9 protein-coding genes are annotated in these 14,376 nt (G+C 58.8%); 3 read left to right on the top strand and 6 right to left on the bottom strand.

Features of this window, described 5'->3' with window-relative positions; genetic code table 11:
* Positions 1 to 10: 10 nt before the first annotated feature.
* From DSL70_RS19065 to DSL70_RS19055, 3 genes are all read right to left on the bottom strand, one after another.
* Complete coding sequence (locus tag DSL70_RS19065) at positions 11 to 862, bottom strand: OmpA/MotB family protein (protein WP_119309557.1); 852 nt, start codon at positions 860 to 862, stop codon at positions 11 to 13.
* Positions 863 to 900: 38 nt separating this feature from the next.
* Positions 901 to 1,671 (bottom strand): motility protein A, encoded by a 771-nt coding sequence (locus DSL70_RS19060; protein WP_119309556.1) that lies wholly within the window; start codon positions 1,669 to 1,671, stop codon positions 901 to 903.
* 222 nt (positions 1,672 to 1,893) lie between these two features.
* A complete protein-coding gene (locus tag DSL70_RS19055; protein ID WP_119309555.1) occupies positions 1,894 to 2,883 on the bottom strand; it encodes a KpsF/GutQ family sugar-phosphate isomerase in 990 nt (329 codons plus the stop codon).
* A 336-nt stretch (positions 2,884 to 3,219) separates the two neighbouring features.
* Between DSL70_RS19055 and DSL70_RS19050 the strand changes: the two genes are divergently transcribed.
* Positions 3,220 to 4,563: an outer membrane beta-barrel protein gene (locus tag DSL70_RS19050; protein WP_162916910.1), complete on the top strand. Its 1,344-nt coding sequence runs from the start codon at positions 3,220 to 3,222 to the stop codon at positions 4,561 to 4,563.
* Positions 4,564 to 4,766: 203 nt separating this feature from the next.
* On the opposite strand, the gene mepK is transcribed toward DSL70_RS19050, so the two are convergent.
* The 3 genes from mepK to DSL70_RS19035 all read right to left on the bottom strand — a co-directional run bounded on the left by mepK (position 4,767) and on the right by DSL70_RS19035 (position 10,680).
* Positions 4,767 to 6,803 (bottom strand): peptidoglycan L,D-endopeptidase MepK, encoded by a 2,037-nt coding sequence (mepK, locus tag DSL70_RS19045; RefSeq protein WP_119309553.1) that lies wholly within the window; start codon positions 6,801 to 6,803, stop codon positions 4,767 to 4,769.
* A 381-nt stretch (positions 6,804 to 7,184) separates the two neighbouring features.
* Positions 7,185 to 8,930, bottom strand: coding sequence for a L,D-transpeptidase family protein (locus DSL70_RS19040; protein ID WP_162916909.1), 1,746 nt, complete (start codon positions 8,928 to 8,930; stop codon positions 7,185 to 7,187).
* A gap of 154 nt (positions 8,931 to 9,084) precedes the next feature.
* Complete coding sequence (locus tag DSL70_RS19035) at positions 9,085 to 10,680, bottom strand: sigma 54-interacting transcriptional regulator (RefSeq protein ID WP_119309595.1); 1,596 nt, start codon at positions 10,678 to 10,680, stop codon at positions 9,085 to 9,087.
* A gap of 323 nt (positions 10,681 to 11,003) precedes the next feature.
* Here DSL70_RS19035 and DSL70_RS19030 point away from each other — a divergent pair, with 323 nt between their 5' ends.
* Positions 11,004 to 12,872, top strand: coding sequence for a M3 family oligoendopeptidase (locus DSL70_RS19030; protein ID WP_119309551.1), 1,869 nt, complete (start codon positions 11,004 to 11,006; stop codon positions 12,870 to 12,872).
* A gap of 45 nt (positions 12,873 to 12,917) precedes the next feature.
* Positions 12,918 to 14,339 (top strand): ABC1 kinase family protein, encoded by a 1,422-nt coding sequence (locus DSL70_RS19025; RefSeq protein WP_119309550.1) that lies wholly within the window; start codon positions 12,918 to 12,920, stop codon positions 14,337 to 14,339.
* The last annotated feature ends 37 nt before the right edge of the window (positions 14,340 to 14,376 follow it).

The following is a 14,376-nucleotide window of genomic DNA, read 5'->3' as shown; positions in this document are numbered from 1 at the left end:
CCGGACTTCGTCAAGGCTGATAGGTTGGTGGAAGAGGCGGAGCCTCGGACATCAGCAGGATCGATATCCGGCGGTTGGCTGCCAAATAGGGATCGTTGGGAAAGAGCGGTTCGGAATCCGCCTTGCCGACGACGCTGAACACCTGATCGGCGGGCAGGCCATGTTCCATGAGAATGGATCGAACGGCATTGGCGCGGTCAGCAGAAAGCTCCCAACCGGTGTAGCCGGTGTTGACCGGAACATTCGATGCGGTGGTGTGGCCAGTGATCTTGATGCGGTTTGGCATGTTGGCCAGAACGGGCGCCATGGTAACAATCAGCCGGCGCGTGAAGTCGTAGGGAAACTTGGAGCCCTCGGCAAACATCGAGCGGCCATCCTGATCCACCAGCTGGATATTCAGACCATCCTTGTCCTCTTCGATGATGATATGCTTGGAAAGCTCGGCAATCTCGGGCAGCTCCTGCCAGGCCTGACGCAGCGAGGCGGCTGCCGTGGCAAACATGCGCGGCTTCTCGATTTCGGTTTTCTCGATGTCGTGGGTGTTGGCTTCGGGACCCTGCTTGGTGCGCTGGTCGTGGCGCTCTTCCGAATAGTCGGAATCGTTCTCCTGCGGAACGGCCGCAACTTCCTTGATATACTGGCGCACCGGCATGCCTTCGATTTCGATCATGCCCGCCTTGCGCATGACGGGTTTCACGCCAAAAGCATCCTTCATCGAGCCTGCGACTACCTGAAGTTTCTGGTTGTCCTGAATCGAAAAGGAAATGATCAGCACGAAAAAGCAGACGAGCAGGGACATCAGATCGGCAAAGGTCACCAGCCAATCCGGCGCGCCGCCACCCTGTGGTTTTTTCTTGCCCATCTCGTTTCCTTTTTCTCGTCAGATCGGCTGTTGCCGGATCAGGCCGCTTCGTCCTGCAGTTCGTTCCGCACTTTTTCAGGCAGATAGGCGAGCAGCATTTCGCGGATCAGGTTCGGGCTTTTGTTCTCACGGATCTGCATGATGCCGTCGATGATCAGGGTCTGGTTGAGGTCCTCGCCATCAAGCTTGGAATCGAGCTTGTCGACGATGGGGATGCAAATGACGTTGGAGATCAGCGCTCCGTAGAGCGTCGTAAGCAACGCGACAGCCATGGCGGGGCCAATGGCGGAAGGGTCATCCATGGCCGCAAGCATCTGCACAAGGCCGACCAGCGTGCCGATCATGCCGAAGGCGGGGGCTGCGTCGCCGAGTTGCTTGTAGAAGCGTTTGCCCTCCTGCAGGCGCTCGATGTAGAGATCGCGTTCGCGCTCCATGCTTTCACGGATGAAGTTTGGTTCGTAGCCATCGGCGATGAACTGGATGCCTTTGGCCAGCACCGGGTCATCAACTTCGACACCTTCAAGACCAAGCGGGCCGCTCTTGCGTGCCACGTCGGCCAGTTCGGTGATCTTCTCGATGGTGTCGCGGGCATTCTTGGATTTACCGCCGAATGCAACCTTGCCACCGGTTATGATGGCGCCTGCGATGCCGCCGAGAGTGAAACGGATGAGAGTGGCCGACAGACCGCCACCAACCACGATGAGAACAGACGGAATGTCGATGAACTGACCAAGGGTGCCGCCCATCATGATCGCCGTCAAGACGATGCCGAATGCAGCGACCATGCCGAGTAGGGTTGCGATATCCATTCCTGTTTCCTGATCTGCTATAGGACCACGCGGTCCTCTGCCGTTCTTCTTTTCTGGCAGTTTATGGAAACAGCTCTAATGGATTGCTAATGGAACCGTGAAAAAAGCGAGAAACAGGACTAATTTCCATTAAGGTTACCAAAGGGATAACACGGAAATAGGCTGCCCGGTTTTAGCCCATTTCTCAATGGCTTGACCGGGCAGTTCGAGCGTCTTTTTCGGTCAGGCGACGCCGACGCGCAGGAAGTCATGCATATGCAGGAGCCCGATCGGGCGTCGGTTTTCAACAACAAAAATGGACGTGATCGAGGCGCTGTTGAGCATTTCGATCGCCGTTGGAACCAGAATGTCCGGCGACAGGGTTTTCGGATCCTTCGTCATAACCTGATCGACGGACCGGGTGAGCAGGTCGTCGCTGAGATTACGACGCAAGTCACCGTCGGTCACCATCCCGGTCAACAGACCATCTTCATTGAGCACACCGACGCAGCCGAATCCCTTCTGCGACATGATCAGAATGACCTCGCTCATGCGGGTATTGGCCTTGATCAGTGGCAGGGAATCTCCCGTGTGCATGAGATCGCGGACATATTGCAGGCTGGCGCCAAGGCTGCCGCCGGGATGGAAGATCTTGAAGTCATGGGCGGTAAAGCCGTGGCCTTCCAGAAGGGCAATCGACAGGGTGTCTCCCATTGCCAGCTGCAGGATGCAGGAGGTGGTCGGCGCCAGACCGTGCGGGCAGGCTTCCTCTACCTTGGGCAGGCAGAGATGGATATCGGACTGCTTGGCCAGTGTGCTGTTGGCATTGGCCGACATGCCGATGAGCGGCACCTTGAAGCGGCGGGTGTAGGAGATGATGCTGGCCAGCTCTGCCGTCTCGCCGGACCAGGACATGGCCAGAACCACGTCAACATCGCGAATCATGCCAAGGTCACCATGGCTTGCCTCGCCCGGGTGGACGAAGAAGGAAGGGGTGCCGGTCGAGGCCATCGTGGCTGAAATCTTGCGTGCAATGTGGCCACTCTTGCCCATTCCCGTCACAATGACCCGGCCCTTGGCGGCCTGAATGATGGAAATCGCTTTCTCGAATGGTTCTTTCAGGGAACCGTTCAGGGCTTCGCGCAATGCGTTCAGGCCTTCGATTTCGTTGTTTATTGTGTTGTGGGCTGAAGTGATTGGCGAAATGGTGTCGCCAGACAACTGGGTAAACATGAATTGTCCTGATGGTTCGGCAAGGAATGGTGGAGTTCTATACCATAGGATGGCCGATGAAAAGTGAGTCTATGGTTCGGAAACTTCATGAGTTCCGTTTAATTTGGTCCTTTTATGGCGAGGTCCTTGGCAAGGACTTGTTAACCAAATTTCTTTACCATCTGGAAAGGAACGTGGATCGCGCGGGCATTTGGTGCCAGCTCGCGAAGGAATCCGCGCATGCCGCTGGCCGGGCCTTGTGTGGCCTGCTTTTTCTTCAAGGGCACGATGGTACCAGGGCGCTACGGCATGCGGCAGCTTTTATATTCCGGCCTATTCGTTTCAGCATGCCTGCCGATGTCCTATGCCCTTGCTCAGAGTGCCACCACTTCCACCTCCTCGACCGATGTGGCATTGCTTGCGAGCTCATCGCTGACAACCGGCTCAGGCCTGCGCTCCGGGTATGACGCAAACGCGGCTGCTTCTTCCGGTTACGGGGCGACTGGTTTGCCCGGTACCAGAGAGAATGTGGCGGCCGGTACATCGTCCATCGGGCCAAGCGAGGAACAGGGGCGCGTTCAGCAGGGCGGGAGCGCGACGGCAGAAGCCGTTGGCCCTTATGATCCGCTGGGCATGCGTCTTGGTCGGTTTCTGTTCTATCCGTCCCTGACGCTGTGGGGCGAGGCGACCGACAATGTCGATACGACTGCCAACGGCAGGAATGGTGTCGGCGTGTCTCCCGAGATAGCGGCCAAGCTTCAGTCTGACTGGAGCCGTCATTCGCTGACCCTTAACGGCAGTGCAGCGATCAAGGGCTATCAGACGCCGAACCGCAAGCCCGAGAACGATGAGCATCTGAGCGGCGAATTGCGGCTGGACATGGCCGATGACACACAACTGACCATCACCGGGTCCTTTGACCGCAGTCAGGAAGACAAGGGTAGCGTCGAGTTGAACGCCAGCGGCCAGTCCGCGACCTACGAGACCAGCATGAATGGCGGATTGACGCTCGACCACCGGGCGGGACTGGTTGATCTGCAGCTGCGCGGTTCCGTCGGGGCGATGCGCTATGAGGACGAAGAGAGCCGTGATTATGACACCTACCGCGTGGGAACGCGGGTCGGGGTGGCGCTCACCGACCAGATCATGCCGTTTGTTGACGCTGAACTGACGCAGCGGCAATACAAGGATGCCAATCATCGGCAGAATGGGGAAAGCCTGCGCGGGGCGATCGGGATCGAGGTATCCAATCGCGAGAAGCTGTCGGGCGAAGTGTCCGCCGGTGTGATTTCCTGGGACCCGGATCTGGCAGGGCAGTCGGGCGATACGGCCTTCTTTGTCGACGCCAGCCTTGCCTGGTCACCCAATGCGCTGTGGACCATTCGTGGTGGCCTTGAAACCGACCTGACCTCGACCTCGACGGCGGCGCGCAGCGTGGCGACCCATCGGGTCAGCCTGTCGGCTGACTATGCCATTCTGCGCAATCTGGACCTGACCGCCTCTGGAGCGATTGCGCAAGAGACCTATAATGGCATCGGGCGGCACGACTGGGTGTTTGACGCTACGCTCAACGCCACCTATTCCTTCAACCGGAATGTTCAGTTGATCGCCAGCCTTGAGCGGTCACAGCGCGACAGCAATCTGGCCGGTGAGGATACCACGACTCACACCGTGCGCCTTGGACTGCGCCTGCAGCGCTAGTGCGTTAACTGGCAAAACGCTGACCCCGGGTATCTCATTTTTTCTCGAACAAGGTTCTGAGGCTGGATAGCATCCGCCACGGATGATTGCAGCAGCACCTCGGGCGCAGCTTTGCCATCTCAGTTACGGTCAGGCTGGGGATTTCACGGCGATGCCGCGCAGGCTGGCCGAAAGAGCTTCAGCCAGCGGCGAGGTATCTACAATCAGTTGAAATTCCTGACTGCGAGCCGGGCAATGGCCGGGCCTTCGAAATGGGCCGTATCGAGCCTCTGGATAAGCAGCGGGGCAAAGCCCTGATTGATCATGCTGTGCGGCTTGTAGACCAGCCCCTTGAGATTGTTGGGGGCAGGACGGGAAAGCCGCGCAAAGGTGGCCGTGCTGGCCCGTTGCTTCATATGAGCGAAATGGGCCATGCCCGAGGGGCCGTAGGCGAAGGTCAGGCGGGCGAGCTGGTCATAGTCTTCCTGCTCGGCTGTTGCGGCTCTTGCGGGCTTCTGTGCGCGTGGCGCAGGCTGGGCAAGAGAGGGATTGTTGCGCGGCAGGCTGGCCACTTGCCGCTCGGGTGCCGAGGCTGCACCGTTGCCAACTCTCGGGCGAGGTCCATCAGAGGGAAGCGCTGCGAGGAAGGTGTTGCCAGCAGAGGCATAGGCAAAGCGGTTGGGGGTGGCCCCGTCCTGTTTGCCAACCATCTGGGCCAGCATGTCGCCGGTGCTTGCTGGCTGCTTCTGGGCTGGGGTTGCCTGAGCTGGGGCTGCTGCGGTGGCTCCCGTTGCCAGACGTGCGCGCGGCAGGGATGCCATCTGTACAGGCTCTCCGACAGCCGGAGGTGTGTCTATGCCCATGCCGTCATCGGTTGCCCGGGCGAACGGCATGGTTTCAGGGACCGGCTGTACATCTGGCTGACCGTTGGTGCCTGTTGCCATGGCAAGCTGCCGGGCTTCAGCTCCGGTTTCTGCGGTCGCAGAGGCTGGCAGCGGCTTTGTCTCGGCGCTTGCCAGCTGGAAGCGGGCGCCGCCGCCAAGGCTTTCAGGACGGGATCGTGGCAGGGACGCAAAGGCAACGACAGTTGGTGCCTGAACCGGCCCGGCCGCCGGTTCGGCACTGGCGACCGTTTCCGGGGCGACTGCTGCCAGTGTATCCTGCGTTTCCTGCTTGAACGGGATGTTCGATGGGGTGTCTGCCGTTTGCTCGGCCAGTGTGATGGTCGTGCTCTGAACCGTGCGATTGGCCGGAGCCTTCGGCAGGGCGGCAAGGGTCTGCGGCAGGAGCAGGGTTTGCGCTGATGGGCCCTCTTCGATCACCTCGTCGGCTTCGGCTTCCGGATCGCTGTTGCTGTCAGGTTGGGTCGCTGCAAATCGCGGCTGCGGTGGCTCCTTTGGCGTCTGCCGCAAGAGCGTCTGCAGCAAGCTGCCATCCTTCTGCTCCTGGCTTCTGGCAAGGGTTGCAACCTGGGTATTGGTCAGCTTTCTGGCGGGTTCTGCCGGTGCGGCGGAAGCATATTGCGTGAAGCGGCCAACCGATCGCGTCGATCGGGCCATTTCGGCTTTTCGCTGGGCGACCTGTGCCTTGGCGATCTGGTAGCCGGATAAGGGCTTGCCATCGGTGGGCACATGCACGGTCACGCCATCCGGGAACACCTTGGCCAGCTGCTGGCGCGTCATGCGCGGCCAGTGGCGCACGTTGCCGGTGTCGATATGGATGAAGCGGGAGCCGGGATAATAGCCAACGCCGCCTGCCTGCATGCGCAGGCCGACTTCGCGGATTTTGGCCAAGGGCACACCGGGCAGATAGAAGTCCATCGCCTGCCCCATGGTGTGGCGGCTGTTCTTGGCAACGCCGCTGCTCCGGTCGCGCAGCATGCCGTTGGTTGCTGGAGACCGGTAACCCGAGAAGACGGTGATTGGCTCTTTGGCTCCGGTTTTCTGGTAGACTTCCCAGATCAGGTCGAACAGCGCCGGATCCATTTGGGTCTTTTCGTTGCGGCGCCAGTCGCGCAGAAACTGATTGAGCTTGCGCAGGCCGTCAGCATCGAACTTGCCATTGCGCTTGTAGGTGATGGTGGCTGTTTCTTTGGTGTGGGCGTTGGACAGCCTCAGAGAGCGGGAGGAAGCCTGAGCCTGAGCGGTCAGCAGCAACAGGGACACGAACAGCAGCGCAAGGAGCCTCGATAGTCCCTCGCGGAAACGGCGCTGAGGTGATTGGCTGGCCGCGCGTTCGGGCCTGCTACTGGACAGGATCATTCTTTGTCTGGCCACTGGACATCCAATATCTGGCAATATCTGGCAATCTCTGGTCGACCTGGCTCTGCCTTCGGATGGATCATCGTGGGCGGTATCCATGTCGAGAACACTTCAGAAGACGCGCAGCCTTGTCTGAGTGCTGCCTTTGAGAGCGCTCGATTCTTGCTTCTGCCAACAATGGGTTATCCTTAGCAGAAAACAGGCTTCACTTCGACTATATTATGCTTAGCAATTGGTAAACGAAACCGAAATGAAAGCAAATATGGTGTGAAGAGCTTCAGCCTTTGATCAGATTTTCGTCAAATATGAAATGGAAATGCGGCAAAACAAAGCAAAGGCGCAAATAAAATTTGCGCCTTACTTGTCATGTTTAACAAAAACTTAAAGGCCAAGAGCCTGTTTGACCGTCTTGTTGTGGCCGTAGATATCGGGCCGCAACTGCAGGGTACCCGCATCGGACATCCATGTCGTGAAATAGGCCAGATGAACCGGGATCTTCCTGTCGAGATTGACCCGGCGCTCGCTTGAGCCGATCAGCGCCTTGATGCGCTTGGCATCCCATGCCGCCGTCTGCGAGAGCACCACGTCGGCAAATTCCATCGGGTTGTTGACCCGGACACAGCCATGACTGAAAGCGCGGTAGTCGCGGTTGAACAGGCTGCGGGACGGGGTGTCATGCAGATAGACCGCATGCTGGTTGGGGAACATGAACTTGATGTCGCCCAGCGCGTTGTAGTCACCGGGCGTCTGGCGCAGGCGCACCATGTTGGCTTCGACTCGATCCCAATCGAGCTTGGCCGGGTCAATAACCTGGGTCTTGCCCTTGACGCTTGCCAGTACCTGATAGTTCGTGTTCGAGAAGAAGGCAGCCGGGTCGGCCTTGATCTTGGGCAGCAGTTCCTTTGAGGCGATGGAACTGGGGACGTTCCAGTATGGATTGACCACCAGATATTCCATCTCATCGGAGAAGAGAGGGGTCTTGTGGGCCTTCTGACCGACCACGACGCGGGTCTCGTGGATGGTCTTGCCATTCTTGACCACTTCGAGGGTATAGGTCGGAATGTTGACCAGAACATGGAAATCACCCAGATCGCGCGGCAGCCAGCGCCAGCGTTCCATGTTGGCGACAAGATCGGCGACCAGGTCCTTTCGGTTGTCGTTGAGCACGGCAAGGGTGGCGTTGCCGGTGATGCCATCGGCGATCAGCCCGTTATCCGCCTGAAATTTCTCGACAGTCTTGGCAAGGTCCTTGCTGTAAAGGTTCGCTTCGGCTTCATCCTCTACTGCGGGCAGACCGAGCTTGCGACGGATTAGTGGCACACGTTCATCCCGCATGCCGATTTTCAGGCTCTTGCCCTCGGCAACGGGTGGCGTTGTGTCCGTGGTGGAGGCGGCGCGCAAGCGATTGTATTCCGCACGCAGGGCAAGGAAGCCCTTGTGCTGCGGGTTGTAGCTGCGCATCGTCGTAACCGGGTCAGAGGCCTTGGCAATCTGGTCGAGCGCCCCGATGGAATCGGGATAGTGCGGTTTGATTGTCACTTCCTTCTTGGAAAAAATCCGCGGGTCGACACGGCCTGCATAGGCATGGCGGGTATAGCGTGTGATGGCAAGCGACAGGGCAATGTCTGCCTCGGCAATGGTGTCAGCACTGGCCCCTCTGGCCCGGACGATGCCTAGGGAAGGGGTCTTGTAATCGGCAGGGTCCAGTCCGTCGCGGTCGGCCCGCGCCAGATTGAAAATCAACTGCCGGGCACTGGCGGTCCATTTGCCATCTTCGAACCATGCCGGTCTGAAGCTGCGCTCCTGATAGAAGGCCACGAGCGCGGCGTTGTCCCGCTTGGTCAGGAAATCGGCAGACTGCGGGATGCTGTTGACAGCGATCTCGATGGAGTCGGCAATGTCGCGGTCAGCCTGCTGGTCCATCGCACCAAGGGTTACCCGATGCAGATTGTCAAGAACCTTCCGGACACGGAGCTGGTCTTCGATCTGCACTGCCGCCGCATTGGACGCATGCTCCCCGAACAGGACGAGGGATTGGTCTGCCGTCTCTTCGGCAGCTTTGGCCGCGATGGTCGCCGCTGTTGAACAAAGCGTTGCTGCCAACAGAGCTGCAAGGGTCCGTTTCATTATCATTTCCTGCGAGTAAGTGAATCACCAGTGCGAGGCATTTGGAACCAATATACGGGTGATGCAATCATTTTCTCTTCACAATTACGACATGAACATCATCGCATTGTCATGTGTAGCGTTCCTGCAACGATCAGCTCTCTGGCCTTGTCGTCTAGGCGTCTTCGCTATCCGCTTCGATGCCGTATTCCTTCAGCTTGCGATAAAGGGTCGAGCGGCCGATGGCCAGCCGTCGGGCCACATCGGACATGCGGTGGTCATGGTGTTCGAGCGCCCGTTTGATGATTTCTGCTTCCAGTTCGGCCAGCGGGCGGATGTTACCCTGTTCATCCAGCAGGCGCAGGAAGCCCCATGGATCCTGCTGCGGTTTGGCCCCTGCCTGCGGCTGTGGCTGTGATTCAGGGGCCGGTTCAGGCTGCGTCCATTGTGGCGGAGCGGATGTGATCGCCTCGGTGCCGGTGGGGCGTGGCTCATCGGTGAACACCGGCTCGGCGGCCTGTTCGGTGTAGGCGGGCTCGGAGGGGTGAGGCGCACGAGCCTTGACGATGGACGCACTGAAGGCGCTGAGCTGGCTGGCGATCTGGGGGAATTCCTCCACGGTCAGCCGGTCGCTGTCGCTCAGCACCACGGCGCGGAACACGGTGTTTTCCAACTGGCGGATGTTGCCCGGCCAATCATAGCTCTGCAACAGGGTCAGCGCCTCGGGTGTGATGTGCGTCAGATTCTTGCGGCCTTCCTCGGCAGCAAAGCGGGCCAGAAAGTTTCTCGTCAGGGCCGGGATGTCGTCCCGCCGATCGCGCAGGGGCGGCACGCGGATGGGGAAGACATTGAGCCGGTAGTAGAGGTCTTCGCGGAACTTGCCGTCCTTGACGAGCTGGATGAGGTCCTTGTTGGTGGCCGAGATCAGGCGGAAATCGACTTTTACGGGCTTGGAGGCTCCAATCGGGTCGATCTCGCCTTCCTGCAGGGCGCGCAGCAGCTTGACCTGCGTGTCGAGGGGCAGCTCTCCCACTTCATCCAGGAACAATGTGCCGCCGTTGGCCTCGACGAATTTGCCTGTGTGTTTGTCATTGGCGCCGGTGAAGGCGCCCTTCTCGTGCCCGAACAGGATGCTCTCGACGAGGTTTTCCGGAATGGCACCGCAGTTGACCGTAACGAAGGCCTTGCTGGAGCGGTCGGAGGCGTTCTGGATGGCCTTGGCGATCAGTTCCTTGCCGACGCCCGACTCGCCTTCAATGAGAATGGGAATGTGCGACTTGGCGGCGCGCTGGCCCAGATTGATGACCCGGGCCATGGTTTCGCTTGAGGAGATGATGCTCTTGAAGCTGAGGTTGCCGTCTCGCTTGGAGCGGATGCGCGAAATCTCGTCTTCCAGCGCATTGACCTTGAGGGCATTGCGCATGGCGACCTGCAGCCGCTCTGGTGCGACCGGCTTGATGACGAAGTCGAAGGCTCCGGCGCGCATGGCGTTGACAGCGGTGTCAATGCCTGCGTGGGCGGTCTGGACGATGATCGGCGCCTTGATGTCGGTCTTCTGCAAGGCCTGAAGAACGCCCATGCCATCAAGGTTCGGCATGACGAGGTCAAGGATGATCAGATCGAAATGGGTCGCCGGATTGTCCTTGAGAATCGCCAGGGCTTCCTCGCCATTTTCAGCAGAGGCCGCTTGGAAACCACTCTTTTCAACGACTGCTTCGAGCAGTCGCCGCTGTACCGGGTCATCGTCAACAATCAGAATGCGTTCGTTCATCTTGTCCTCAGCCGTGGGGAAACGCTGATTTCCGGCCCATTCGCCGCGATCTGTTTCATTTTGAACCAAGATGACGCCAATGAGTTAAAGGCGCGTTAATTTCACCGCTGCAACCTTCTATTACGAGGGACTTTATTCATGTTTGATTAATTGTTGTTGGCCCGCCTCAGGCCCCCATCACGCAGGGGCTTGTGGTGATTGCGACTTCTTACGATTTAGGTATTTGACCTTGGCCGAGGAATTCCTATCTTAGTGGGGTCGTCAAAGCGACAGCCGGGGCTTTTCCCGGTCATAACAAATTTCTTTTATTGCTGGATGCCCCTATGATCACTGAACGCCTGTTTCGCTCTTCTCTTGATGCCTTTCTTGCCACCTCAGATGCCGCCGCCGCCGACAAGTCGGTCGGAGATCTGCCTGAATGGAACCTTGATGATCTGTACAAGGGGATGACAGATCCGGCCGTCGAGGAGGACTACAAGCTCTGCCGGAGCGATGCGGAGGCCTTTGCTGCCGACTATCAGGGCAAGCTGGCCGCAGGGCTGGAAAAGGGCGGTGATGATCTGGCTGGGGCGCTCAAGCGCTATGAGGCGATGCAAGAGCGGATGGGCAAGCTCATTTCCTTCGCCGGGCTGCTTTACAACGGCAATACGACCGATCCGAAGATCACCAAATTCTATGGTGATGCGCAGGAACGCCTGACGACGATTTCGACCCTGCTGCTGTTTTTCGAGCTTGAGCTCAACTGTGTCGATGATGCGTTGCTCGACAAGGCAATTGCTTCGAGTGAGGCGCTGGCGCACTACAAGCCATGGCTTGATGATTTGCGCATGGAAAAGCCCTATCAGTTGTCCGACGAGCTGGAAAAGCTCTTTTACGAAAAGTCTGTCACCGGTGCGATGGCCTGGAACCGGCTGTTCAACGAGACAATGGCAAGCCTGCGCTTCAGCGTTGAAACCGACGGCGAGAGCAAGGAACTGGCAATCGAGCAGACCTTGAACCTGATGACTGACAGCGATGAGTCCAAGCGCAAGGCTGCCGCTGAAGCGTTGGCCGTGACCTTCAAGAAGAATATCTCCACCTTTGCCCTGATCACCAACACGCTGTCCAAGGACAAGGCCATTTCCGACAACTGGCGCGGTTTTGAAGATGTCGCAGACAGCCGCCATCTTGCCAACCGGGTCGAGCGCGAGGTGGTCGATGCGCTGGTGGCTGCCGTAGAGGATGCCTATCCACGTCTGTCCCATCGTTATTATGCCCTCAAGGCCAAGTGGTTCGGCAAGGACAAGCTTGAGCACTGGGATCGCAATGCGCCGCTGCCGAAGGTTCCGATGCGGACGATCGACTGGCCGGAAGCCAAGACCATCGTGCAGGATGCCTATGCCGGGTTCGCGCCTGAAATGGCCGACATTTCAGAGAAATTCTTTGCCAACGGCTGGATTGATGCCGCCATTCGCGATGGCAAGTCGCCGGGGGCCTTTGCCCATCCGACCGTGCCGAGCGTTCACCCCTATGTGCTGCTCAACTATATGGGCAAGCCGCGCGACGTGATGACCCTTGCCCATGAACTGGGTCACGGGGTGCATCAGGTTCTGGCGGGCAAGCAGGGCGCGCTGATGGCGCCGACGCCGCTGACGCTGGCTGAAACCGCCAGTGTGTTCGGCGAAATGCTGACCTTCCGCTCGCTGCTGGCAAAAACCACGACCACCGAGGAACGTCGCTCGATGCTGGCCAGCAAGGTCGAGGACATGCTCAATACGGTGGTGCGCCAGATTGCCTTCTATCTCTATGAGCGCAAGCTGCACACCGCCCGCAAGGAGGGAGAATTGACCTCCGATGAGATCTGCGACATCTGGATGAGCGTACAAGCAGACAGTTTGGGGCCGTCCATTCGGCTGGGTGAAGGCTATGAGACCTATTGGGCCTATATTCCGCATTTCATCCATTCCCCATTCTATGTCTATGCCTATGCCTTCGGGGATTGCCTGGTCAACTCGCTCTATTCTGTCTATCAGGACAGCAATGAGGGCTTCGCTGAAAAGTATTTCGATATGCTCAAGGCGGGTGGCACCAAGCATCATTCGGAGCTTCTGGCGCCGTTCGGTCTTGATGCCCGTGATCCGGATTTCTGGTCCAGAGGACTGGCGGTGGTCGAAGGCCTGATTGACGAACTGGAATCGTTGGAACAGGCCTGACCCCTTCTCAGCCTCTCCGGGCTCTTGTTGGAGTGTGTATGATTCATGGTTGATGACCCCGTTTTCGATGCCGAGGATGACGACGCTTCCTATGATGACCAGAATCGCTTTGGTCGTCGGCTGAAGCGTTATGCCCGCGTCAATGCTGGCGTGGGCGGCTTTGTGGCCCGCGCTGCCGGGGCACGCCTGTTTGGCGGCAGTTCCAGCGACATCGAGCGGGAAGCGGCAGATCTTGCGCGGGTGCTGGGCACCCTCAAGGGGCCGTTGATGAAGGTGGCGCAGATGATTGCCACTGTTCCCGACGTGGTGCCGCCTGAATATGCCGCCGAACTGGCTCAGCTGCAGTCCGACGCGCCGCCGATGGGGTGGGCCTTTACCAAGCGCCGGATGCGGTCCGAGCTTGGAGCTGGCTGGCGCACGCGGTTTGCCGAGTTCGATCACGAGCCCTCTGCTGCCGCGTCGCTGGGGCAGGTGCACAAGGCGCTGCATTTGGACGGAACCGTGCTGGCCTGCAAACTGCAATATCCAGACATGGAAAGCGCTGTCGAGGCTGACCTCAAGCAGCTCAATATGGTGTTTGCTCTTCATCGCTCCATGCAGTCGGCGGTCGACACGCGGGAAATGGCTGCGGAAATCGCCGAACGGGTGCGCGAGGAACTCGACTATGTGCGCGAAGCCTGGCACATGCGTCTCTATGGCGAGATCTTCCGCGGCAAGGACAGCATCCGTGTTCCCACGCTCTATCAGGATCTCTCGACGCCGCGCCTTCTGACCATGAGCTGGCTTTCTGGCAACAAACTGCTGGACTACAAGAAGCATAGCCAGGAGGTGCGTAACCTGCTGACCGAGCGGCTGTTTCATGCCTGGTGGTATCCCTTCGCCCATTATGGCGTGATCCATGGTGATCCGCATCTGGGTAACTACTCCGCCTTTGAAGAGGGCGGCGAGGTCGGCGGGCTCAACCTGTTCGACTTCGGCTGCATCCGCATCTTCACGCCTAGGTTCGTCAAAGGGGTGGTCGATCTCTACCACGGCCTTGAAAAGGACGACCGGGATCAGATCGTGCATGCCTATGAATGCTGGGGCTTCTCCAATCTCAGTGATGAGCTGATTGACGCGCTCAACCTTTGGGCCCGCTTCATCTACGGCCCTATGCTGGACGACAGGGTTCGCTCCGTTGCTGATGGTGTGAGCCCGGCTGAATATGGCCGCAAGCAAGCCTTCAAGGTGCATCAGGAATTCCGGCGGCTCGGGCCGATCACGGTGCCGCGCGAGTTCGTCTTCATGGACCGGGCGGCGATCGGGCTTGGTGGCGTCTTCCTGCATCTTGGGGCGGAGCTCAATTTCTATCGGCTGTTCAACGAACAGATCGAGGACTTCAGTGAAGAGCGGGTGAGCATTGCGCGCCGGTCGCTACCGGCGGCTCCCCAACAGTTCGATCCGTCCTTCGGCCCTGCAGCCGCCTGAGGTAGGCCGTTTGGTCTGTGCACTCGGTGGATTGTGA

The sequence above is a fragment of the Cohaesibacter haloalkalitolerans genome, from assembly GCF_003574655.1.
GTDB classification, from domain to species: domain Bacteria; phylum Pseudomonadota; class Alphaproteobacteria; order Rhizobiales; family Cohaesibacteraceae; genus Cohaesibacter; species Cohaesibacter haloalkalitolerans.
This window is presented reverse-complemented; position numbering and strand designations above follow the sequence as displayed.